The sequence below is a fragment of the Bacillus cereus group sp. MYBK101-2 genome (assembly GCF_051918845.1).
Classification (GTDB): Bacteria; Bacillota; Bacilli; order Bacillales; family Bacillaceae_G; genus Bacillus_A; species Bacillus_A paranthracis.
The window spans coordinates 1-24,587 of record NZ_JBQAIE010000027.1 but is presented as its reverse complement, the minus strand read 5'-3'; the positions used below and the strand labels follow the sequence as shown (position 1 = coordinate 24,587).

The window sequence follows — 24,587 nt, the reverse complement described above, 5'->3', positions numbered from 1 at the left end:
CCCATTGTTTTTCTACTTATGATTGGGGTTTTTATCCATATACAGGAAAAATAAAAGAAGTTGTCTCCAAAAGTTCGTTTTTAACGACCTTTTGGGACAACCTCTTTTTTACATTCATATTATAGCTGTTAACATATGAAAGCTACAATTGAGATGACTTATCGATGGAATTGCTTTTCGCCAAAACAGTGGCATCAAGCTGTAAATGTGATAACCATAAAAAAATCATTTACGAAAAGGGGATTGGAATGTTTTGTCGAATGCATAAAACTATAGAAATACCAATTTTTCACTTTAATTATCCTGCAAGTGAATTTCTTTAAGCACAAGTAGAAGAATGCAAGGGGAGAGTGGGATGGTATACGGAAGAATTCTATCTTAGTCAAAAAAATATATTGTGGTAAGTCTAGTGAGAAAGGGGCATATAAAACTTACGGTTGAGTGCTAGTGGGATAAAATGTTTAATCTATGAAATAGTCTAAATGAAGGAGGAGATGCATATCATTATTTGGTTTCGCCACTTACCACAGATAAGTATGGATTTTTCAGAATGGACGCCTTTTATACAGAGTAATTGGTACCGAAAACATTATATGCAGTTTGTATATTTACTTCAGATAATCATTTTTATGATACCTTATTTTTTTGAAACAGGTTTCACTCATATTAATATATTTTATCTTATCATAATAGGTATCTTTGTCTTCATCATTCACGAATGTCTACATATTTTTGTCATAAGTAAAAAAGGTGATGTTAGCTTAACATTTAGTGGAATATTCTTTTGGTTAAATACAAATGCAATCTTATCTAAAATGAGATTTTGGATCTTTATGAGCCTACCCATTGTTGTATTATCAGTAGTTCCTGCCGTGATGTCGTTCTTTGTATCAGGAAATATCAAATCAATCATGTTATTTATATGTTGGTTAAACACATTCATTTCGGCTTCAGATATTTACAATTCAATATTAATTGCAATTAAACCGAAGAACGCTGTTTTTTGCAATGGCTATTATCAAGTGAAATAGTATTTTATTTGTACCTAAAATATGCTTCAACTAAATACAATAGTTAAAGATATAATATTTGAAAGTAAAAAGGCCGATAAAGCAATCGGTCTTTTATTATTATTATTATAAAGATTAGAAAATAGTATTGTATTTCAAACCACTATGCAAATATTATAAAATAGTTATACATCGATTATAGTATAAAACTAGTTTTATTATCAGTTTTTTTAGAAATCTTACAAGCGTGTAAGATAAATGAAAGACGAATCAATATGAACTGTAAGACAATTCATTTACACTCTGTTATGAGACGTGCAAATGAAGGGAGAATATACATGGAAATTTTACATGCAAAAAGTATTAGTAAAGTATATAAAGGGAAAGTACCTTATAAGGCATTAGTTGATATTGATTTATCAATTCAAGAAGGTGAATTTGTAGGGATTATGGGGCCATCTGGTAGTGGGAAAACAACGTTATTAAATATGGTATCTACTATTGATTCTCCATCATCGGGAGAAATTTTAATAAATGGCACAAATCCTTTCCAATTATCATCAGAAGATTTAGCGTTATTCCGCAGAAAACAATTAGGATTTGTTTTTCAATCATTTAATCTTCTTAGCACACTTACTGTAAAAGAAAACATCGTATTGCCAATGACTTTAGATGGTGTTTCTGTGAAAGAAATGAACAAACGAGTGGAAGAAATTGCAGAGAAACTAAACATTACAGAAATATTAAGTAAAAGAACGTTTGAAATATCAGGGGGACAAGCTCAAAGAACAGCAATCGCTCGCGCAATCGTTCATAAGCCGCAATTATTACTCGCAGATGAACCTACAGGGAATTTAGACTCTAAATCTTCAAATGATGTAATGGAGATGCTTGATACTCTAAATAAACAAGAAAAAGCTACGATGATGTTAGTTACTCATGATCCGTATGCAGCGAGTTTTTGCAGCCGAGTAATCTTTATTAAAGATGGTCAACTATATAACGAAATTTATTGCGGTGAAAGCAGGCAAGCGTTTTATCAAAAGATTATGGATGTCCTTTCTTTGTTAGGAGGGAAAAGGCATGACTTTTCGTCAGTTCGCATTTAATAATATTTTTCGTAATAAGCGTACATATGCAGGTCATTTTTTAAGTAGTGCATTTTCAATTATGATTTTCTTTACGTATGCACTTTTATTATTTCATCCTGATCTACAAGGGGAGTTGAAATCGACAAGTACAACAATCAGTGCATTTGGTACATTAGGATTTAAAGTTTCACAAGGGTTGATATTTGTATTTTCATTTTTCTTTATTTTATATTCAGTTAGTTCGTTTTTAAAAACACGTAAGAAAGAATTTGGCATTTTAATGATGCAAGGTATGTCAATGAGACAGCTTAAGAAGTTATTGTTAATTGAAAATATGTTAATTGGACTTGGTTCCATTTGTATAGGTATTCTTATTGGACTCATATTTTCTAAACTAGTTTTGTTAATAAGCGCAAGTGTATTAATGATTAGTAACGGCTTGCCTTTTTATATACCAGTACAGGCTGTATTATTAACAATCATTACATTTCTGTTCTTATTTTTAATTGTTTCGCTAGTAACATTTAAAATGATAAAAGTTACAGAGCTAGTGGAACTGATTCAAGCAGGAGAAAAGCCAAAACCTGAACCAAAATCGTCAATTTTATTATCAATTTTTTCTTTATTTAGTATAGGGTATGGCTATATGTTAGTATTTCGCTTTATCCCAAATCATAGTTTTATTCTGCTAGGAATAGGAGTATTCCTGGTGATTATTGGAACATACTTTTTATATACACAGTGTAGCGTTTATATATTGCATCTTGCTAAAAGGAGAGAAACTTTCTTTTTAAAGAGAACAAATATACTAACATTTTCAGAATTAATTTATCGTATGAAAGATAATGCAACGATGTTTTTTATAGTATCTATTATTTCAGCAGTAGCTTTTACAGCAATTGGCACGACAACTGCTCTTGGAAATAAAGATTTAGTAAGAATGACGAATCCGTATACATTACTATACATGGCTCCTGAAAACAACAAAATAGCGGATAAGCATCTCTCTATTATAAAAAAACATCTGGCTGATGCTAATATTCCGTATCGAATGGCTTCATCTTCATATATATATACGGAAAGTAATGTATATGTAATGAAATTAAGTGAATATAACGAACTTGCGAGAGCGCTAGGGTATCAACAAGAAACGATTGAAAAAGAAGATGAAATGTTATTAATTCCTGGAATGGTATCACAAAAACAAGAATTTAAAAATGGTGATTATAAGAAGGATATTGAAGTCATTCAAGGCGATTGGACAAAGACATTTCATGTGAAAAAAACTGTCGATAATTTAGTTTTACCTCATGATACGGAAGGAATATATATTGCTATTCAAGATCATGTATATGATGGAATTCCACTTAATAGTGGTCCAGATAATGAAGATATTATTCAATATCGTACATACGGATTTGTTGTAGAAGATTGGATAAAAACGAAAGAGGTTTCAAACCAATTAAATAATATATTTAATCAAGATCCTAGAGATATACATTTTGAATTTAGAGCACTAACAATAGAGTTACTAAGTGCAAAACAAACGAATGGATTATTACTTATGGCTAGTGTTTTAGTCGGAATTGTTTTCTTCACATTTGCTGCTAGTTTTATTTATTTTCGATTATATACTGATTTGGACCGCGATCAACAGCAGTATAAAATGATTTCGAAAATGGGGTTAAGTAAACGGGAGCTAAAGAAAGTCGTAACGAGACAGTTATTATTAATGTTCTTTTTACCAATTATCATTGCAGTAATACATACTGTAGTAGCTTATACTGCATTACAACAATTAGTCGATTTTTCTATTCTAAATAGCTCTATCGTCATTTTAATTTCATTTATATGTATACAAGTTTTATATTTCTTTATAACTCGTTGGCGTTATTTACAAAAGCTTTATAAAACGATGGAACAATAGAGAATTTAAGCAAGTAAGCTTGCAGAAAAGCATGTGTAGACCAATTTGAGTTATGAAAGGAACTGTAATGAAAAAAACATTATCTATTTTTATATTAAGTATATTATTGTTAATAAGTTTAAGCGCATGCTCTAAAAATGAAAACAGATTTCCAGCTAACGGTGTATTAATCATTGGAGATGAAAATAATACTTTATCAATTATGAATCGTTATCAGGAAATTACGAAAGAAAATGAAGTGTTTTCTGTGAAAACGGGTACATTTGGAAATGGACAAGTTTTAATTTTAAATGAATCTACAGCACAAGCGTTGATTAAAACAAAGATTTTTCGTGAAAGAGAGAACGGATCCAAATTTAGACCTATAGATACGTTACCTAAGTTACCAAAAGAAGGCTCGATTTTGTTGGCACAAGAAGATGAAAAAAATTTAAAAAGTATTCAATTAGAAGGAAAGGAGTTTGCTGTTAAATACGGTAGTGATGCTTGGATAGGTAACACTCGTAAATATCCAACACAAGCGTATGTAATTGTAGCAAAAGATAGTGTGTATAAAGAATTAAAAGCAAATGAAACGAAAATGCATCTTCTCCACCTGAACAAGTCTTTAGGTGATGAAAAACCTAAAATGTCAACAGATAATACATTAATAAATGAAAAAGTAAAAGTAGAAAAGTTAATTAAAGATCATCAAGGGGAAGTATCATTTCAGTTTGTAACGATTGGAGAAAAATCTTAAAAAAGAGTTCGAGGTTGATAGAAATTTTATCAATCTCGAACTCTTTTTACTTTAGAGCATTCATAAAACATAGATTACATTACTTCATTTAATCGAGTCTCACTTGTTTCTTCAATCGCATTTGAATTTTGAACTGAATTATTTTGTGCTTCTTTTTCTTTACGAGCCTTTTGTAGCATTTCAAGTATAATCCATAAAGGAACACCTTTATCTTTTAGCATCTTCCATAAATCTAATTCATTAAATTTATGCTCAGGCTGTTTCATTTCTTTTTCGGATGAACGAATATCGAACTTGATAGGATCATTTACTTTCTTACTTTCAAGTTTAGTAGAAGAGATAGTATTATGCTCAAGATTAGATGGAGTTATTTTAGTAGGTTGAGACAATGTATGAATATTTGATCCGATTTGCATGATTTTTCCTCCTTTTCAAGCAATGAGATTAGTTTTCTTATGGTTATTAAATCTTTTTAACATGAGGAAACTATATCTAATTATAAATTCAAATAAACAGATTTACAAGTTGTATTGTAAAAAGTAAATATTTATCAACATTTGTATATGTTTTCTATATATACAACGTATATAAAATACTTTACATTATGTTTAAGTTATTAAAGCATGCTGTAAATTTAAAAAATGTAAACGTTTTATTAGGGGGAGGAAGTATGGGGAAGTTATTTTTAAAAATATGTTTTTTTGCATTGATGACTGTATGTTCATTCGCCACGAAAGTAATATACGCTGAAGAGAGTCAACAAAATAATTATCCGATCATTTTAGTAAACGGATTTGCCGGATGGGGTAGAGAGGAAATGCTAGGGGTTAAATATTGGGGGGGTGTTCATGATATACAGGAAGATTTGAAACGCAATGGTTATACAGTTCATACCGCAGCCGTTGGGCCAGTTTCTAGTAATTGGGATCGTGCATGTGAATTATATGCCCAAATTAACGGTGGAACAGTAGACTACGGTGCCGCACATGCTGAGAAACATGGACATAATCGTTTTGGAAGAACTTATAGTGGTTTCATGCCGAGTTGGAGTGAAACAAATAAAGTACATTTAGTCGGACATAGCATGGGTGGACAAACGATTAGAACATTGGTACAGCTATTAAAAGAAGGCAGTTTTGAAGAAAAAAATTATGTGAAAAATCACCCAAACAACAAAATATCACCACTATTTGAGGGCGAGAAATCATATGTTCATAGTGTTACAACATTAGCAACCCCTCACAACGGTACAACACTTGCGGATGGTAGTCTTCTACTACCGTTCGTTAAAGATTTACTCATTACAGCTGCAAGTTTAGGAGGAAACAGCAATTTATCATTATATGATTTCAAATTGGATCAATGGGGGTTAAAGAAGAATGCTGGAGAGTCCTCTTTACAATATACTGATCGTATTTTAAATAGTTCAATTTGGAAAAATACAAAAGATATAAGTCAATGGGATTTAAGTACTGATGGTGCAAAGGAGTTAAATACTTGGGTAAAGACGCAACCGAATGTGTATTACTTATCCTATAGTGGATATGCATCACAAGCGGCACCTATAACAGGTTTACATTTGCCTCATATAACGATGAATAAAGTGTTAATGGGGAATGCATTTTTCTTAGGCTCTTATGCGAGATATGAAGAAAACCGCCCATTAATTAATACTTCTTGGTGGCAAAATGATGGTGTAGTAAATACAAATTCTATGATTGCACCATCATCTAATGCAACTGTAAATAATAATGAGTCATTACAGATTGGAAAATGGAATCATATCGAAATGAAAGCAAATTGGGACCATCTCGACATGGTGGGATTAAGTATTTCAGACACGTTAGGTTTTTTTAACATTCAAGAGTTTTATAGAACAATTGCTGAAAAGCTATTACGTTTACCGAAATAGGTAATAATAAAGCGCTCTCGATGGAATTCGGGGGCGCTTTATATTATATTGAAAGAGGGATTTGGTAGAAAAATATGGGGGGATATTATGAAAATTAAAGTTGTATTATCAGGATATGGAACAGTAGGAAGAGAGTTTATAAAATTACTACATGAAAAATGTTCATATATATATGAAACATATGGTATAGAGTTAGTTGTAAGTGGCGTATTAGGTAGAAATGTTGCAATACATAATGAGGATGGGTTATCTATTCAGAACTTATTAATGTATGGTAGCAGTAGCGCAGCAATTGAGAAGTATATAGAATATCATCCGAAGGAACGTGCAACAGATAACATAAGTGGTACAGTGCTGGTAGAATCAACAGTTACAAACCTTAAAGATGGAAATCCAGGGAAACAATATATAAAACAAGCGATTGAGAAACAAATGGATATAGTAGCTATTTCAAAAGGTGCGCTTGTTACAAACTGGAGAGAAATAAATGAAGCAGCAAAAATTGCGAATGTACGAATTCGATATAGTGGTGCAACTGCTGCGGCATTACCGACACTTGATATTGGTCAATTTAGTTTAGCTGGTTGCCATGTTGAAAAAATAGAAGGAATATTAAACGGGACAACAAATTATATTCTTACGAAAATGAATGAGGAAGCTATTACGTTTGAAGAAGCACTGAAAGAAGCGCAACGTAAAGGAATTGCTGAAACGAACCCAATATTAGATGTAAGTGGTTCTGATAGTGCGTGTAAATTGTTACTTTTGACAAACAGTTTAATGGGAACAGAGCATATGCTTACAGATATACATATAAAAGGAATTGAACATGTTACAAAACAACAAATTCGAAATGCTAAGGAACAAAATAAATTTATTAAATTAATTGCATCAGCATATAAAGATGAGGATGGCAATGTGAATTTAAATGTTGAACCGTACGAAATAGATAAGGATCATCCGCTAGCAAATGTAAATGGGACAGAAAAAGGGATTACGTTCTTTACAGATACGATGGGCCAAGTTACTACAATTGGTGGTGCATCAAATCCACGCGGAGCCGCAGCAGCAGCTTTAAAAGATATAATTAATTTATATCGTAAAGATTTGTCACGTATTAACGGGGAGTAAAGTTACTAATTGATTAAAGTTGTATTTTATAAAACCGTACCGCCCTTTATAAAAAATACATATGTAGTGGACCTTTTGAGAATGAAATAATTATGCAAAAATGATTGCAGGGGGTAAGGAATTGTTTAAAGATTTTAAAGTTGTGAAAGATCGTCCCGTTTATATTCAATTAAAAGATTATTTAAAGAAGATGATTATGAAAGGGCATTTGCTCGGGGATCAAAAAATTCCTTCAACAAGGGAACTAAGTGAATTACTTAGTGTAAGCAGAAACACTGTACTCGCTGCTTATGCAGATTTAGAGCAAGAAGGGCTCATTTATGCAGTTAAAGGAAAAGGAAATTTTGTTGCGAAGGTTGATATATCGAACACTTCGTCTGTTGAAATAGATTGGAAAAATAAACTTAATACAGTTACTTTATTAGCGGATGAATTAGATTTAATGAAACATGGTGTTCGTTGGGAAAAAGGAATGATTGTTTTTAACAGTATTGCTCCGGACGAAAAGCTATTTGATGTGGAAAATTTCAAAAGAGCTTTTCTTACTCGTATGTCCATTGAAGGTGATGTCGTATTAAATTACGGATACGCAAAAGGCTATAGACCGTTAATGAAATATCTACTTCATTATATGGAAATGAAAGGTGTAGATATTTCGAACAAAGATATTTTAATTACAAATGGATTTACAGAAGGATTAGACATTGTAATATCCTCGTTATCAAAGAAATCAGGTCGAGTTATTTGTGAGAATCCAACTCACCATGCTGCGCTGAAGCTATTCCGCTTACATGGCCTTGAAGTTCATGGTATTGATATGAATGAAGATGGTATTGATACGAATCAAGTTGAAAAAAGCTTGCGTGAAAAAGAGTTTGATTTTGCGTATTTAATTCCTTCCTATCATAATCCAACCGGCATTGTGACGAGTTCAGAGAAAAGAACGGAACTGATGAGATTATTTTCAAAATATAAGATTCCTATTATAGAAGATGGATTTAATGAAGAGTTACGTTATTCAGGTTCACATTTAGCACCATTATTAACTTTTGCTGGTGCTGGTAATAATGTGATTTATATTAGTAGCTTTTCAAAGGTACTTTTCCCTGGCTTACGTGTAGGTTGGATCATTGCAGATAAAGAACTAATTCATTATTTAGAAAGTGTGAAAAGAGCAAGAACAATTCACACATCTACTTTAGATCAAGCTGTTCTGTTTCAATATTTACATGAAGGATATTTTGAAAAATATTTAAAAAAGGCAAGATCTGTTTATAAGAAAAAATATGAGTTAGCTGTTGGGATGTGTAACGAGTACATTCCGTTTCAAAGAATGACTGGTGATGGTGGACTTCATTTATTTATAGAGTTAGAAGAAAAAATTCATGCTCGTACACTTTTACAAAAATGTTATGAGCAAGGGGTTACTTTTTCTCCTGGAGATGTGTTTTATTCTGATGGAAGAGGAGCGAACACGTTTCGATTAGGATTTTCACGTTTGAAAGAAGACGAAATAGTTCGTGGAATTAAAATAATTGGTGATACAATAAAAAATGAAATTTGGAGTTGAGGAAATGAGAGTTGGCGTTATTATGGGAGGAGTATCCTCTGAAAAACAAGTATCAATTATGACTGGAAATGAAATGATTGCAAATTTAGATAAAAATAAATATGAAATAGTACCAATTACGTTAAATGAAAAAATGGATTTAATTGAAAAAGCGAAAGACATTGATTTTGCGCTGCTCGCATTACACGGAAAATACGGAGAAGATGGGACTGTTCAAGGAACGCTTGAAAGTTTAGGTATTCCTTATAGCGGGAGTAATATGTTATCTAGCGGTATATGTATGGATAAAAATATTTCGAAAAAGATTTTACGTTATGAAGGAATAGAAACACCAGATTGGATTGAACTTACAAAAATGGAGGATCTAAATGTTGATGAATTAGATAAGTTAGGATTTCCATTAGTGGTAAAACCAAACTCTGGTGGTTCGAGTGTGGGGGTAAAGATTGTCTATGATAACGACGAACTAATTTCAATGCTGGAAACTGTGTTCGAATGGGATTCTGAAGTAGTAATAGAGAAATATATAAAAGGTGATGAGATTACATGTTCCATTTTTGATGGAAAACAGTTACCTATCATTTCAATTCGACATGCGGCTGAGTTCTTTGATTACAATGCGAAATATGATGATACTAGTACAATTGAAGAAGTTATTGAACTTCCAGCTGAACTTAAGGAACGTGTAAACAAAGCGTCACTGGCTTGCTATAAAGCATTGAAATGCAGCGTTTATGCAAGGGTGGATATGATGGTGAAGGATGGTATTCCATATGTAATGGAGATTAATACATTACCAGGGATGACGCAAGCGAGTTTACTACCAAAAAGTGCAGCTGCAGCGGGAATTGAATATAGTAAACTATTAGATATGATTATTGAAACTTCATTGAGAGTAAGAAAAGAAGAAGGGTTTTAAGCAATGGTATCATGAATATTTTTGACAGTAACAAGAAGTATGTTATGATGAATACGATACGAAAATAAAATATTTATCCACTAGGGGGGCCTTTTATAGGCTGAGATCAAATTGGAATTTGAGACTCTTAGTACCTGATCTGGTTAATGCCAGCGTAGGGAAGTGGGAAAGACATTGCTGTTTCATGTATAAATACTGTCAATTTCACTTTCTTTACGCCTGTAAAGAAAGTTTTTTTATTATAAAGCGTTAATTGCTGTGGATAAATACTTATATGAAATGAATTATTGGAGGAAATAAAATGACTTTTTCACAATCATTACGTAAAGAAGTAGATTCAATTTGGGAAGCTAGTTTTCATCATCCTTTTGTAAAAAAACTCGGTGAAGGAACGTTAGATTTAGCTAATTTTCGCTATTACGTGCTTCAAGATTCATATTATTTAAGTCACTTTGCTAGAGTACAAACTTTAGGAGCTGCAAAAGCACTGGAATTAGAAACGACAGCTCGTATGGCACACCATGCCCAAAATACATATGAGGCGGAATTATCTTTACATGAGAATTTTGCGAAGAAATTAGGGATAACACAAGAAGAAAAAGATACTTTTATCCCTGCTCCAACTGCATATGCGTACACTTCACATATGTATCGTGCTGCGTATGAAGGACATTTAGGGGATGTTATTGCAGCCATTTTACCTTGTTATTGGTTGTATTATGAAATTGGTGAGCGTTTAAAAGAGTGTAAGCCAGAAGAGCCAATTTATAAGGAATGGATTTCTGCTTATGGATCCGATTGGTTCCGAACATTAGTTGAAGAGCAAATTACAAGGTTAGATACTATCGCTGAACAAGTAACAGAGGCAGACCGTAAACGAATGAGACAACATTTTATTATTAGTAGTCAATATGAATATTCATTTTGGGAAATGGCTTATACTTTAGAAAAGTGGCCAGTGGATACAGACGTAAAAGATGTAATTGGATAAAAATGAAAGTAACATTATAGATAGGTATGGATAATGCCTATCTATATATTTTTTCTTGCTAGATTTGCGTAAAGTTGATAGTGTTACGGATACGGCAAAATGTCATATCGATAAGTTAGTTAAGTTAATTTTTTGCGCATTAACTGGTTAAACTTCTGCCACATTTATCCCGCTTTAATGGGCAGTAAGACCCCCACCGCAAAATTCAGCGAAAGCAAAGAAGTTAGGCGGGGATCAACTGCCCATAAAAGTCCGATTGGTGAGGGCTGATAATCAGTGGGGATGAAGAAACCCCCCACTGATTAAAGTTTCACTTTATATTACAAACAAACGGATTAACATATTTCGTTACTGCTCCAACTTCAGATGAACAGCGTAATGGAATGAAATTCTACCTTGAACATAAAGGGTACGGCATCATGGTTATTGAGAAATGAATTGAACTTAGTAAGCATGAAGATATAACACTAGAATTCAAATTTTATAATTTCTATTTATAAAAATGAGCCCATAGTAAAAATAGGTACATAAACAAGGTGCATCATCTAGTGATAAGTCATACTTTGTTGGTGTATGAATTGAACTTAGTTTATAGCGCTATTTCTACTTAGATTTAACGAACAGAGATATAGGAAAGCATCGATGAGGTTTTATTTTATAAACGGAGGTTATGAAAATGAATCAGTTTCAACAAGAACTACAAGCGTTAAGCCTTAATGATTACCGGTCTGGAGATATTGTGTATTGGGATCAGCAAAACCAATATCCATATTACTATATTGAAGATGCTGCTCGTCGCTGTGGAGGTTGTGGTCGTTGTGGCGGTTGTGCAGGTCGCTGTGGTGGATTCCGTTGTTTTGGTTGCTTCGGTTGTTTTGGTTGTTTTAGTTGTGGAGGTTGTGGAGGTTGTGGCAACTGTGGTAGTTGCTCTAATTGTTTTAATGGTACTTCTGATGCTATTGTAATATATGAATATTGACTACATTTCTTAATAAAAAACATTAGCTTTATACATGTACATGCCGACAAAGAATATAGCTATCGCTAATGGATATATAGGTGTAAATCAAGATGAGATAGATAAAGCAATGACTAGATTTTAAATCTAATTATTGTTTTTTTTCTTATGATTTTACCATCAAATATCTGTCTAATTTAAGGAGTGATTTCTTTTAGTTAGTGTGTAGGTCATGAAATGATTACAATTGTGTAAGATTAATGTAATGTTTATCGATAGTAAATTAAGATACTTTAGTGTATTTTATATAGGATTAAAAAGTACTGTTTATCTATAGAATAATGGGTAAATAATATTTAATTAGGAAGTGTATTAAAATGATTGAATTTAAATCTATTATCCATTCTTACAAACTAAAGAGAAAAATAGCTAAGGATTTATACGGAAAAAGAGATGAATTGACAATGTTATTAAATGAACTTAATTACATGAAAAGTACTGTAACATCTGAAAAGAAGAAAGATAATATATTATCTCGTTTAGAATTAATTTATCAAAATATGAAATTAGATAAGCTGTATCCTCTTCCAGTTGCTTGTAATAGTAAATTATTGGAACGATTAGAAAAAGAATCTCTACATACTATTGAGGATGGTGTAAACTGTCTACATTACATGTTAGATATGAATTATGAGAAAATAAAACAATATGGATCGAATACAAGTAGGTCATTTGTTCCGTTATCGCAGTCTTCCATTTGTCTTGCTGATTGTATTTGTTTAACAGGATTTGTATTAGGTTTACTAGGAGCAATTTCATTTGGAGGATTCATATTATCCTTATGTTCAATTACATAATGGTTCATATTTTTAAGAAGAGCACCGACTTAAGGTGTTCTTTTTTAGTTTTATTGTAAAGTTATTGTAAATGATAAATACATTAAGTTATTTATATTGTATAATTTGCATGTATTGAAATATTGTTTTAAGGGGGCTGTATATGATAATTACTTTTTATTTTAAAATGAGCTGTTTCAATAATATATGATTCGGAGAAATGTTTTTTACTTTTCTTTTAAATACTTGATTTAAATGGATTAGAGCAAGTGCTAGTTTTTTGACAATCAAGACAAATAAAGAAAGGAAGTAATGATTTTATGAACAAACTAAGACTGTTAACATTTGAAAATATAATAGAACCTCTTTTAAACGAAAGCGTATCATTTATATATTTTCCTATTGAATGGCTCGATATTGTAGAGATACATTATAAGACATTTTTATTAACGAGTAAGTTGAAACGATTGAATGAAAGATTATATGATATGTTTTCTGATATATTATTTATTCAGCATAATCCATATGTACTAAATGAAAATACACCATGGATTGTATGTAAAGAACCTATTAGAAAAGAACAACTTGATTATATTTTTCAAAGTTGGTATGAGATTATTCATGATTGGAAACCTAATAAATTAATAGAATCGCCAAAATATGAATGGCATTACGATTCAATTTCTAATTTAACAGTACTACATGATAAGGAAGTATATTCTAAATGGGTGCCCGCTTTAATTTCACATATTTTTTGTGAACGTCCTGTACAATTAGAAAATATAAATGAAGAAGATATATATTTTTCTCCTCTTAGATCACAAAATATTTGTGAGGCGATGTCAGAGCCTATTAAAGATGAAAAAACACAAGACTATTTCGCCTATGTATTTCGGTTCGAATATATAACGCGAGGAGGAGAGAACATTCCATTATTAAATGTTTCAATAGGAATTCGGAGGTTTTATCAAGAATATAATCATCCAGACATTCCTTTGCTATTAAGACGAAAACGGGGCATGATATTAATTTCTACTCCAGAATTTGCATCGAATAATAAGAAATTACGATTTGTAAAACTAAAAGTTCAGCAGGCTACAAACGGCATAAAATGGATTAAGATATTTAGAAATTTAAAAGATGATTTTCGTATAGGTGGAGAAGTTGAATTAGATCATATTCTTCAATATCCGAAAGATTATATGCTAGGAGCAAATCTTAGGGTACTTCTTCCATACAATGAGAGAATATATAAAGTTCAAGGTACTAAAATAAGATCTGGTATAAAAGCAAAAGAAAGAGAGTATCTATTTAAAGGGTTTCAGCAAAAATTTTCTTATTTCACATTACTACCAGAATGTAAAAAGATGGAAATTGGCAATAAGAAAGAAGTATTCCCTTTAATTGCACCAAAAGGATTAGAGACTATAACGCTAGAAATATGGTCTGAAAAAATATCGCTGGGAGTAGAACAAGCGTTATTTGAAAGTGAAATGGTGTTAGCTCAAATCAGTGAGTCATCATATATATTAAATGCAGATTCTCCAGTGTTGTTAAAAATAGTAAGATGTAATATTGAAAAGGTATTGCAAAATCCATATAAAATGCAATATTGCCAGAAGTATAAAACGAATTTAGTAGAGGATGTTATGAAAGCGGTTTATGCTACTGCAGGTGAGCGTAATGATGCGACATTGGCGTTAATTGCAATGAAAAATTGTGATGGACGTGAAAAAATTGATCCAAAGCAAATTGTTAGAGAAGGATTTGCACGAACAAACCGTATTTCAGCATTTATTAATTTATTTATAGGCCAAAGTGTGTCTCGTAAAACGATTATAAATGGTATTTTGAGTTTATTAGAACAAAAAGGATTTTTAAAACGTAGTTGGAATAAGATAAATTTACCTTGTACATATGTTAATTTATCAATTGAACGAATCTCGAAATTTGATTTCTTACCCATTTTTTCAAAAATAAAAGGAAAAGAAATTTCATATAAATTATATGGGAATATAGAGTGGCAAACGATTGATCGTTTATTACTAAATGTAGATAAACATAACACCTTTTTGCCGCAGCCTTCAAAAAGAAATGATATGGGTATTCAATTTAAACAATTTGTTTCTGAAACATTAGCGGAAATTTTACAACCTGCAAAAGAGCAAAATGAGCAAGTATACTTCATTATAGATGCGAATGTAAGAAAACATTGGATAAAAGAGTTACAAAATGAAAAAATTGATATAGATACTTTCCCTGACATTGTTCCAGATGTGCTAAAGGTTCCAAACTTAAATGCTATAAGAATAAATACATCTTTTGATGTACCCAAATACGGTGTGATAGAATGTGATGACGTATTAGATAGTACGAGTTTATATATAGATCAAAAGGGAATGTATTATAGCACTGGTGAGTATCTGTGTAATGATAGTGAAACATTGCATCGATATATACTTGAAATATTACCTCTAGGTGTAAAAGCTGTTGAAAGGAACTATATTGCCAAAATGGTACATTACATGTGCTGTAATTCAAGTATGCTTTTGGAAAAGAATATACACATGCCATATTCTATGCATATGGCGAAAGTAATAAAAAGTTATATGACGGATATAGATGCAAGAGAGTTTAAAGAGTTTGATGATGAATTGGATGTAGATATTATAAAAATAGAAAAGAAAGATTCAATTATTCTACTTTAAATAATAATAATAATAGACAAATCCTATTCATTATATAGGTCAGGATTTGTCATTTTTTCATGTAAATAAGGATATCTTTTGTCATGTATCTTCTCTTTTATATATTTACTTTATTTCCATACAGGATTAAGATGTTTTTTAGAAATGAAAAACTACACCATGTGGAAAAGCAATATGAATGAATTCAAAAGAAATTTGAAAGGAATGAGGAATTGTGAAGAAATTAGATGTGTTATTCATGCTATTGAGCGGCCTCTTTCCAGTTGCAGGAATTTTAAAGCAAATCCCACTAGAACAATCTTTATATATTGGAGGCCTTTTATTTTTCACCAGTTTCGGTAGTTATTTTGCGAAAAAAATATATTCACGTATATGTAGCTGGATAGCATATGCGCCATTTATTACACTATTGTTAGTTATTTGGCATCAAGATATTTCAACAAGTTCAATTATAGCGAATGCGAAAATCGCTGCTTGTATCGCTTTAATCCCATGTTTATTCCGTTTTCGTACATATGGGCTTACTTTCGGTTTATTCGCATTATGGGCCGCTTTACTATGGGATATTAAAGAAGTGCAATCGTTAGTCATACTTGAACGTATGTCGAGTTTAATGACAAGTCATTTCAAATATCTTATGCTTTTAGTTGGTGGACTTATATTAGGTGGATTAATTGCTATGTTATTACACCGTAAAGAAGAGGATTATAAAGAAAATATAACTTTATTTCAACAAAAAAAGAAACGTAAAAAGCGATCATTTAAGATTCCGATCCCAAGATTACCGAAATTTAAGTTAAAATTATTTAAGTTCGGTGGAAAAGTATCGAAACAAAAAACGCCTGAAAAAATACGTGAGCATAATTACGAAGAACCAACTGCAGTTGCAACATATGAAATGACAGAGCAAATACCTCAATATAAAGAAGAGACTGCTCAAGGACAAACGAGGATGGAACGTCGTAGAAATCGGTATAATGCATAATAAAGTTAAAACCCCTTAATCAATTTTAAGAAAAATCATTAAGGGGTTTTATGTTATTAAAAATAGATTGCTAAGGTGAAATTTATAGCATACTCTAAAGTTGAGGGCTTAAATAAAATAATAGGAGGACAAAATGCTTATTATTACATATATTTCTGTCTGTATATTATTTTTAGTTAGCTTTTTACATGTTTATTGGGCTTTTGGAGGTAAGTGGGCGACAAATAGTGTCATTCCAACAAAAGCTGGAGAAAAGGCATTTACACCAGGTACAGGGATGACTTTGTTCATTGCGTTATTACTAAGTATGGCCGCAATAATTTTATTACAACAAACAAATATTATTCATTTCGCATTTCCTAATATTATTGTTCAAATGGGATCCTGGGTTTGTATGGTTGTTTTTTTTATAAGAGTAATAGGTGAATTTCATTATTTTGGTATCTTCAAACGAAAAAAAGATACGCGTTTTGCTAGAATGGATACTGTTTTATTTATACCACTTTGTGCATTTCTATCTTTATCATTTTTACTCGCAATTATAATGTGAATAAAAAATAGTATCAGCTTTTTTCATATTAAATATAAACGTAAATTGGCAAGTGTAAAATCTAGTATTAAATAAAAAGGATGTAAGCGCCTTTTTATCGAATTATAGATTATTATGAAAGGCGGGTGCACGATGAAGTATGTAAAAGTCAGTATGAATGGCGGAAGTGAACATAAATTCTCAATGACTTTAGAACGGTTTGAAGAACTTATTACAACAGAGAATGGACTATTAGAAAATAAATTAGTTAGTATTGAAAATGTAATGATTAATCCTACTAATATATCTTCTGTAGTTGAAAAAATTGGTGTACCGGCTAAGTTTATGGAAGCTTAAAAATCGGTACATAAAAAAACATCCACGGGGGATGTTTTTTTATGTATAAATATGTTAATTGTACAAGGAATTTATGAGGAGAATTTATAGTGATACTTCGTACATGCACAAAAAATAAGTACAAGCATATATTAGATAGTGGGACAAGACCTTCGTGTCCTACTTAATACTCAGAAAAACCTCTATCACATGAGAGCATCTGATTGCAGGGTGCTCTTTTTTTATCCCACTTTATCCGGATCTTTAACTTTTAATTTTAAACATATCTTTGATGCTCATAAATATTAAAAATAAAATAATAGCAAAAATTAAGTTAGATAAATAGAAATCTTGATGAAATATTAATTCAAAGATGACATCAAAAGCAAATAAAAAGGCGGTAGTAGGTAATATACAAATAAATATAAATCTCCAATTTTTTAGATAATGTTTATAATTAGGAAATACTTTCTCCATAAACATAGCTCCTATATTTTTTATTTTCTATATAATTATACATTTAAATAAAGGGATTTACAAAAGGTTATTTAGCAATCTTTCTAATACATGATTTGACTAAAAAACTTTTAAAGAGTAACACTTAAATGATACACTATAATCCACGTTATTTTTGAAATGAATTGAGGGGTTTACATGATAGATAAAATTAAAAATGCTGTAGAGGATATGCACGAAGATGAAGCAAAACATTTACTTCAAAGTATTCTAATCCAATTAAATTTATTAAAAGAAAACTATAGTGAAGATACTATTAAAAATTTGATGGATATTCCTAAGCAACTAACGAGTAATACATCTTATAAAAGAAATGTAAAAGAAGTCTCACACGTACATATTGCATTTGATGATTCAACAGCTGGATGTTTAAAGCATATGCTTGGTCAAGAAGAACGATTGGAAGAGATGGTTGTTGCTTTTTCTGAATTCTTTTCAATTGGGCCGATAAATAAGTTACATATGAATGAAGGGCAACTAGCAAGACAGGAATGGTTAGTAAACAACTTAACTGTTTATGAAAATTATTTTGAAGAAGAGTATTTACCAAGGTTTTTAGAAACTATGGAAGAACTATACGCTATTCCTAGTGAAACGCCTATTACAATTTGGAAAGCCGATAACGCACATGAACATGTAGGTCTATGTTTTTTGATGGCACAGTTAAAAGATAAGAAAAACATTCGAGTTATGAATACATCTGAAGCAAGTAAAGAAATATTAAAACTAGAATATGCGATTCGTGGAACGGGAGAGTTAGCACCTGAAAGTTTAGCTCTAATTCAAAAAAGTTTTGTAGAATCTCCGTATTTAACTGTAGAGAATCGTACGCAGTTTGAAAATGAGTGGGATAGTCTATCGAAAAGTACGGAATTTTTAAGAGTTTGGACAGACAATGAAGTGCGTTCTGTACAAGAAGATTATTTTGATCAATTTATTATTGAATGCGCGAAAAGTATAGGTGCTGATCGAGAATTCCTAAAAGCCCCTAGAGTAATTGGTGAAGCGCTAGGTCATGTAGAGCAGTTAGTTGGCGATACGTTTTTAGAATATCGCTTAAAAGAATTAATTAAACAAGAAGTATTTGAATTTGAAGGTTCATTAGATGAAATGCGTTTCTATAGTGTGAAATTAAGAAAATAATACATCTATTTCGTTTATGAAGAAGCTCGTATTTTTAAATACGAGCTTTATTTTTTATTGAATTTAGGCTATACATAAGCTTCCTATAGAGCAATTATCACATATGAATGTTAAAGGTACTGAATGAAAAGTAGGTGATTTGTTAATATGTATAACCAGCAAAATTATTCATATGATCAAGGGATGTATTATAATCCACAAAACTACGGGTACGAACCTGTAAATGAAGTGAGAGATATGGAACAAGAAGATTATAGACCAGATGATGCGGAAGATGCTCCAACGTCACCACCACCATCTCAAGCTCCATCCTTACCATCCACATTTGCTTCTCCAGCACAACCAGGAAATATGAAATCATGGATGTGTAACTGTCTAGGAAGATGGGGCTTTTTACGTTTACATCGTCCAGGGCCTTTCGGGAGAGATTTATGGTTCTTTCCGACTGAAGTGAGAAGAAACGGAGTATCAGGTTACACTTGGCAAGGTGGTCGTCGTCGTAAAGTAAGTTACCGCTATCAACAAATTAGTAATTTTATGTGCTTCGCATAAAGAAAAGTGAGAGAGTAGAAAGATTTTACTCCCTCACTTTTTTATTTTTCAATATATGAAGTAAGATTTTGATTAAAAATTTACAATTTTCACGTTTTTATTAGAGTATAATGCATATGTTGGTTCGTTTTCAAAAACAAATGAGAGTGAGGGAATACGATGTCAATGAAAAATAAAGTTGGGCTAAGAATAGAGGATGGGATCAATTTAGCTTCAGCTCAGTTTAAAGAAGATGCATATGAAATTTATAAAGAATCTCGAAAAATGCAACCTATCTTATTTGTGAATAAAACTGAATTAGGTGCAGAGTGGCTTATTACAAGATATGAAGATGCTTTACCACTATTAAAAGATAATCGCTTAAAAAAAGATCCGGCCAATGTATTTTCTCAAGATACATTGAATGTCTTTCTTACTGTTGACAATAGTGATTATTTAACGACACACATGCTAAATTCAGATCCACCTAACCATAATCGTTTACGATCACTCGTACAAAAAGCTTTTACACCGAAGATGATCGCGCAATTGGAAGGAAGAATAAGGGATATTGCAGATGATTTGTTAAATGAAGTCGAGCGCAAAGGTTCATTAAATCTTGTTGATGATTACTCGTTTCCTTTACCGATTATTGTAATAAGTGAAATGCTCGGCATTCCAAAAGAAGATCAAGCGAAATTTAGAATTTGGTCCCATGCTGTCATTGCTTACCCAGAAACGCCAGAGGAAATAAAAGAAACCGAAAAGCAACTATCTGAATTTATTACATATCTCCAATATTTAGTTGATGTTAAAAGACAAGAACCAAAAGAGGACTTGGTGAGTGCTTTAATACTTGCAGAAAGTGAAGGTCATAAACTTAGCGCTCGGGAACTATATTCAATGATAATGTTACTAATTGTGGCGGGACACGAAACAACGGTAAATTTAATTACAAATACGGTATTAGCGCTTCTTGAAAACCCGGACCAATTACAGTTATTAAAAGAAAATCCAAAATTAATTGATGTAGCTATTGAGGAAGGATTACGCTATTATTCTCCAGTTGAGGTTACAACTTCAAGATGGGCAGATGAACCTTTTCAAATTCACGATCGAACAATTGAAAAAGGGGATATGGTTGTCATTGCATTAGCTTCGGCGAACCGTGATGAAACAGTATTTGAGAATCCAGAAGTATTTGATATTACTCGGGAGAATAATCGTCATATTGCATTTGGCCATGGGAGCCATTTCTGCTTAGGCGCTCCACTTGCTAGGCTGGAAGCAAAGATTGCTATTACTACTTTGTTTAATCGAATGCCTGATTTGCAAATAAAAGGAAGTCGTGAAGAAATTAAATGGCAAGGTAATTATTTAATGCGTTCTTTAGAGGAATTACCATTAACATTCTAGAATATTTATTGTAAGACATGCATACATCGAAAATACTTTACATAGAGTATGTATGTGTTATTTAAATTCGAAACGGAAGGGTGAAAACATCCCAATGATCAACTAATTCTATTTGTAAGAGATCTTCGTTAAAAAACGAAATATTCTTCTGAATAGGATTAGTCTGTACATTTATAGAAAAGGGATGTATTTCGCTTTGCGAAAAATATAGTCTTTTCATATGATTTGTGCTGCCTCCTGTTCAGAACATGAAATAGGGGGCTTTTTTATGTCGACAAATGTAGAAACGAAACAAAATAATGGGGTATCACAAGTATTAAAAAATCGGTTTGTTCAAGGGATTTTAGCATCAGCATTATTTTTACAAATTGGAATATGGGTTCGGAACTTTGCGGTATTACTTTACGTAATGGAAATGACAAAAGGTGATGCTTTTGCTATTTCGATGATTTCAGTGGCGGAGTTTGCTCCAATTTTCATCTTTTCCTTTATTGGTGGAACGTTTGCTGATAGGTGGAAGCCGAAGAGGACTATGATATGGTGTGAGACTTTAAGTTCTTTATCAGTATTTGCAGTATTAATTACTCTAATGTTTGGAACGTGGAAAATCGTGTTTTTTGTCACACTTATTTCTGCAATCCTTTCGCAATTTTCTCAGCCATCTGGCATGAAATTGTTTAAACAGCATTTATCGGCAGAACAAATTCAATTAGCAATGTCTATTTATCAAACAATATTTGCGATATTTATGGTGTTAGGACCGATTCTTGGAACATTTATTTTTCATAGTTTTGGAATTTATATTTCAATCATTATTACAGGTATTGCTTTTTTACTTGCAGCAGCTGTGTTGTTATTTCTTCCGAAAGATCTTGAGAATGATAATGAGAAGAAAGAAATCACTATATTACAGGAAATGCTTGATGGTATTAAATATGTGAAAAAGAAAAAAGCATTAACTTTGCTAGGGCTTTGTTTTATGGCAGCAGGACTAGGAATTGGTTTAATTCAGCCGTTAGGTATTTTTATTGTAACTGAGCAGTTAGGATTATCAAAAGAGAGTTTACAATGGTTACTAACAGTAAATGGTGCAGGAATGATTGTTGGCGGTGCTTTAGCGATGGTGTTTGCAAAAAACGTTGCGCCGCAAAAGATGTTAATTATCGGTATGCTTGGTCAGGCAATCGGCATCGGTATTATAGGTTATTCCACCAATTTATGGATAACACTCACAGCACAACTTTTTAGCGGTTTAGCTCTTCCTTGTATTCAAATAGGTATTAATACGCTCATTATTCAAAATAGTGATACTGATTTTATCGGTCGTGTAAATGGCATTTTAAGTCCGCTATTCACCGGTTCAATGGTAGTAACAATGAGTATTGCTGGTTCATTAAAAGAAATGTTCTCATTAAGTACGATGTATGAAGGCACAGCTTTACTATTTATAATTGGATTATTATTTATTTTACCTATATACAATTTAAAGCCAGTAATAGCGGTAGAAAGTGAAATAAACAGTAAAGGAAGTGCTGTGCAACATGAATCCTAATCCAAATGTTAAATACCCTATTGAAGGAAATAAAAATGTTCACTTTATAAAAAATACAATAACGAAAGCTAATATACTCGCCGGAGATTATTCATATTATGATGCGAAAGATGGAGAAACATTTGAAGATCGAGTATTACATCATTATGAATTTCTTGGAGATCGCCTTATCATTGGAAAGTTTTGTTGTATTGCAAATGGAGTTACCTTTATTATGAACGGAGCGAATCATCGGATGGATGGATTTTCGCCATATCCATTTAATATATTTAGAAATGGGTGGGAGAAGTATACACCTAATTTGTCTGATTTACCATACAAAGGAGATACAGTTATAGGAAATGACGTTTGGATTGGTATGGATACAACGATTATGCCTGGAATAAACATAGGTGATGGTGCAATCATTGCTGCTAAATCTGTTGTGACTAGGGACGTCGCACCATATACAATTGTTGGTGGAAACCCTGCAAATAAAATAAAGGAACGATTTACAAATACAATAATAGAAGAATTATTGCAAATTCAATGGTGGCATTTTGACATTGAAAAAATAACTGAAAATATAGGTGCTATTGTACAAGGAGATATAGGGCCATTAAGAAAGCTAAAAAGGGAATAAAAAATGCATAACAAAAAGTATCATACCTCCGAATTTTGTTAATGATAATAGAACGAGGAGGTGTGATACTATGGCACAAGACGTTTTATGTGAAGTAAATAACTGTAAATTTTGGGCAAACGGCAATAAATGTAGTGCAGATGCAATTTATGTAGTAAGTCATAAAGGGAAACAAGCATCTACTACGGAAGAAACAGATTGCAAAACTTTCGATCCAGAAGTATAAATTTTTGAAGGGTAGCCAAATCGTGGTTGCCCTTTTATTAATTATAGTATTGATAATAAATCTCATTTTCATTCATTATTTTTAACTTTTCTTTTAATTTTTTCATATTTTCTTCATAAGTGATGTAATTGGGGGCAGTTCATAGTTATCATTTGACTCTTCTAGTGACTTTCTCAAGTAAAGCACCCTTTGGTTGAATAAGATTTATTTATTCATTCCCATCAATCGCTTAATTGTTCTTATTTGTCCACGATGATTAATTTCGTCTTCCATAACGTGAAACCACAAGTAGTAATTATTATAAGGCACACCATTATCCCACTTGTTTTCCTCGAATAACCAGCTATCTTGTTTTGATTTCAGATATGTTAGTGTATTTTCTCTAACTTGTGATAATTCATTCAAATAATAATCTAAAGATTGCTTTTTATTCCTTCCCTTGCTTTGTCTCCAAGTTCTAAAGAAATTCGCCACTTTAGATATTCACTTTCAGTTAAATCTCTTTTTTCAAACGAGATAACTTGATGAACAAACTTCATCGCTGCAATATGTGATAAGAGAGAACCAATAGTGTTTGAACTACCGTTTGGTAAGAAATCTAAATCACTTTGGTTTAAATTGGAGATTTCGCTCAATGTAACATCTCTTGTATGTTCAAGCATTGTTACAAGCTCTCCAATCCTATTTGAATAGTTTTTTCTTGAAATTATTCTATAATCTATCATATATATCCCTCCAATTCATGTAAAATAATGGTATAATTTAATTGAATATAAAGAAAAAGGAAACCTGTTTTTATCAGTGTTACCTTATCCAAGACTAAATTTAACCCATACATCATTTTTTTGATGTAGCTCTTGAAGATAAAAACTATTTAATTTTCAAGGAACAGTTATTAACTTAAAACTTATTATACGAGGAGGGTGTATCATGAAAAAA

23 protein-coding genes, 3 pseudogenes and 1 riboswitch are annotated in these 24,587 nt (G+C 31.8%); of the genes and pseudogenes, 23 read left to right on the top strand and 3 right to left on the bottom strand.

All coding sequences use genetic code 11. The features are described 5' to 3' along the window. Positions 1-494: 494 nt before the first annotated feature. The 4 genes from ACTFSI_RS27215 to ACTFSI_RS27200 all read left to right on the top strand — a co-directional run bounded on the left by ACTFSI_RS27215 (position 495) and on the right by ACTFSI_RS27200 (position 4,767). Entirely contained in the window at positions 495-1,031 is a 537-nt protein-coding gene (locus tag ACTFSI_RS27215) for a DUF3267 domain-containing protein (protein ID WP_000547457.1), read from the top strand. Between the two features lie 317 nt (positions 1,032-1,348). Beyond that, positions 1,349-2,119 (top strand): ABC transporter ATP-binding protein, encoded by a 771-nt coding sequence (locus ACTFSI_RS27210; RefSeq protein WP_070806108.1) that lies wholly within the window; start codon positions 1,349-1,351, stop codon positions 2,117-2,119. Then, positions 2,094-4,028, top strand: a complete 1,935-nt coding sequence (locus ACTFSI_RS27205; RefSeq protein ID WP_440045780.1) for an ABC transporter permease — start codon at positions 2,094-2,096, stop codon at positions 4,026-4,028. The genes ACTFSI_RS27210 and ACTFSI_RS27205 overlap by 26 nt, the downstream gene beginning before the upstream one ends. Positions 4,029-4,095: 67 nt before the next feature. Continuing rightward, entirely contained in the window at positions 4,096-4,767 is a 672-nt protein-coding gene (locus ACTFSI_RS27200) for a lipoprotein BA_5634 family protein (RefSeq protein ID WP_044792391.1), read from the top strand. A gap of 74 nt (positions 4,768-4,841) precedes the next feature. Here the strand turns inward: ACTFSI_RS27200 and ACTFSI_RS27195 are convergent, their stop codons facing one another. Then, positions 4,842-5,183 (bottom strand): DUF3914 domain-containing protein, encoded by a 342-nt coding sequence (locus tag ACTFSI_RS27195; protein WP_001165498.1) that lies wholly within the window; start codon positions 5,181-5,183, stop codon positions 4,842-4,844. 254 nt (positions 5,184-5,437) lie between these two features. Between ACTFSI_RS27195 and ACTFSI_RS27190 the strand changes: the two genes are divergently transcribed. The 13 genes and pseudogenes from ACTFSI_RS27190 to ACTFSI_RS27130 all read left to right on the top strand — a co-directional run bounded on the left by ACTFSI_RS27190 (position 5,438) and on the right by ACTFSI_RS27130 (position 17,663). Further along, complete coding sequence (locus tag ACTFSI_RS27190) at positions 5,438-6,679, top strand: esterase/lipase family protein (RefSeq protein WP_440045779.1); 1,242 nt, start codon at positions 5,438-5,440, stop codon at positions 6,677-6,679. Positions 6,680-6,766: 87 nt separating this feature from the next. Continuing rightward, positions 6,767-7,810 (top strand): homoserine dehydrogenase, encoded by a 1,044-nt coding sequence (locus tag ACTFSI_RS27185; protein ID WP_440045778.1) that lies wholly within the window; start codon positions 6,767-6,769, stop codon positions 7,808-7,810. Between the two features lie 121 nt (positions 7,811-7,931). Then, the gene (gene pdxR, locus ACTFSI_RS27180; protein ID WP_044792384.1) at positions 7,932-9,380 is read left to right on the top strand and encodes a MocR-like pyridoxine biosynthesis transcription factor PdxR; all 1,449 of its coding nucleotides are present in this window, start codon (positions 7,932-7,934) and stop codon (positions 9,378-9,380) included. Positions 9,381-9,384: 4 nt separating this feature from the next. Next, positions 9,385-10,299, top strand: a complete 915-nt coding sequence (gene ddlB, locus ACTFSI_RS27175) for a D-alanine--D-alanine ligase (RefSeq protein ID WP_440045777.1) — start codon at positions 9,385-9,387, stop codon at positions 10,297-10,299. Positions 10,300-10,371: 72 nt separating this feature from the next. After that, positions 10,372-10,477, top strand: a riboswitch (TPP riboswitch). Between the two features lie 123 nt (positions 10,478-10,600). Further along, the gene (gene tenA, locus ACTFSI_RS27170) at positions 10,601-11,290 is read left to right on the top strand and encodes a thiaminase II (RefSeq protein WP_440045776.1); all 690 of its coding nucleotides are present in this window, start codon (positions 10,601-10,603) and stop codon (positions 11,288-11,290) included. 314 nt (positions 11,291-11,604) lie between these two features. After that, positions 11,605-11,727 (top strand): annotated as a pseudogene (locus tag ACTFSI_RS27165) (N-acetylmuramoyl-L-alanine amidase C-terminal domain-containing protein); the annotation flags it as partial. Between the two features lie 239 nt (positions 11,728-11,966). After that, positions 11,967-12,269, top strand: coding sequence for a heterocycloanthracin/sonorensin family bacteriocin (locus ACTFSI_RS27160; protein ID WP_440045775.1), 303 nt, complete (start codon positions 11,967-11,969; stop codon positions 12,267-12,269). 16 nt (positions 12,270-12,285) lie between these two features. After that, a pseudogene (locus ACTFSI_RS27155) lies at positions 12,286-12,393 on the top strand (site-specific integrase); the annotation flags it as partial. A 232-nt stretch (positions 12,394-12,625) separates the two neighbouring features. Next, positions 12,626-13,105: a homoserine dehydrogenase gene (locus ACTFSI_RS27150; protein ID WP_172801685.1), complete on the top strand. Its 480-nt coding sequence runs from the start codon at positions 12,626-12,628 to the stop codon at positions 13,103-13,105. A gap of 299 nt (positions 13,106-13,404) precedes the next feature. Further along, the gene (locus tag ACTFSI_RS27145; RefSeq protein ID WP_440045774.1) at positions 13,405-15,792 is read left to right on the top strand and encodes an RNaseH domain-containing protein; all 2,388 of its coding nucleotides are present in this window, start codon (positions 13,405-13,407) and stop codon (positions 15,790-15,792) included. A 214-nt stretch (positions 15,793-16,006) separates the two neighbouring features. Beyond that, positions 16,007-16,777 (top strand): DUF3959 family protein, encoded by a 771-nt coding sequence (locus ACTFSI_RS27140; protein ID WP_044792302.1) that lies wholly within the window; start codon positions 16,007-16,009, stop codon positions 16,775-16,777. Between the two features lie 133 nt (positions 16,778-16,910). After that, complete coding sequence (locus tag ACTFSI_RS27135; RefSeq protein ID WP_044792300.1) at positions 16,911-17,327, top strand: DUF3995 domain-containing protein; 417 nt, start codon at positions 16,911-16,913, stop codon at positions 17,325-17,327. Between the two features lie 132 nt (positions 17,328-17,459). Then, positions 17,460-17,663, top strand: coding sequence for a hypothetical protein (locus tag ACTFSI_RS27130; protein WP_000878375.1), 204 nt, complete (start codon positions 17,460-17,462; stop codon positions 17,661-17,663). Between the two features lie 243 nt (positions 17,664-17,906). On the opposite strand, the gene ACTFSI_RS27125 is transcribed toward ACTFSI_RS27130, so the two are convergent. After that, a complete protein-coding gene (locus ACTFSI_RS27125; RefSeq protein WP_000416566.1) occupies positions 17,907-18,119 on the bottom strand; it encodes a hypothetical protein in 213 nt (70 codons plus the stop codon). 177 nt (positions 18,120-18,296) lie between these two features. Here ACTFSI_RS27125 and ACTFSI_RS27120 point away from each other — a divergent pair, with 177 nt between their 5' ends. From ACTFSI_RS27120 to ACTFSI_RS27095, 6 genes are all read left to right on the top strand, one after another. Continuing rightward, positions 18,297-19,301 carry a DUF1835 domain-containing protein gene (locus ACTFSI_RS27120; protein ID WP_440045773.1) on the top strand — a complete coding sequence of 335 codons (1,005 nt, stop codon included), beginning with the start codon at positions 18,297-18,299 and terminating at the stop codon, positions 19,299-19,301. 147 nt (positions 19,302-19,448) lie between these two features. Further along, complete coding sequence (locus ACTFSI_RS27115; protein WP_044792297.1) at positions 19,449-19,853, top strand: hypothetical protein; 405 nt, start codon at positions 19,449-19,451, stop codon at positions 19,851-19,853. 159 nt (positions 19,854-20,012) lie between these two features. Next, positions 20,013-21,248, top strand: coding sequence for a cytochrome P450 (gene cypA / locus ACTFSI_RS27110; protein WP_000062102.1), 1,236 nt, complete (start codon positions 20,013-20,015; stop codon positions 21,246-21,248). A 268-nt stretch (positions 21,249-21,516) separates the two neighbouring features. After that, a complete protein-coding gene (locus ACTFSI_RS27105) occupies positions 21,517-22,800 on the top strand; it encodes an MFS transporter (RefSeq protein ID WP_138321940.1) in 1,284 nt (427 codons plus the stop codon). Beyond that, positions 22,790-23,422: a Vat family streptogramin A O-acetyltransferase gene (locus ACTFSI_RS27100; protein ID WP_440045772.1), complete on the top strand. Its 633-nt coding sequence runs from the start codon at positions 22,790-22,792 to the stop codon at positions 23,420-23,422. Before ACTFSI_RS27105 ends, ACTFSI_RS27100 begins: the two co-directional genes overlap by 11 nt. A 70-nt stretch (positions 23,423-23,492) precedes the next feature. Beyond that, positions 23,493-23,648, top strand: coding sequence for a DUF1540 domain-containing protein (locus tag ACTFSI_RS27095; RefSeq protein WP_000046091.1), 156 nt, complete (start codon positions 23,493-23,495; stop codon positions 23,646-23,648). A 204-nt stretch (positions 23,649-23,852) separates the two neighbouring features. On the opposite strand, the pseudogene ACTFSI_RS27090 reads toward ACTFSI_RS27095, so the two are convergent. Further along, positions 23,853-24,373, bottom strand: a pseudogene (locus tag ACTFSI_RS27090) (DinB family protein). Between the last annotated feature and the right edge of the window lie 214 nt (positions 24,374-24,587).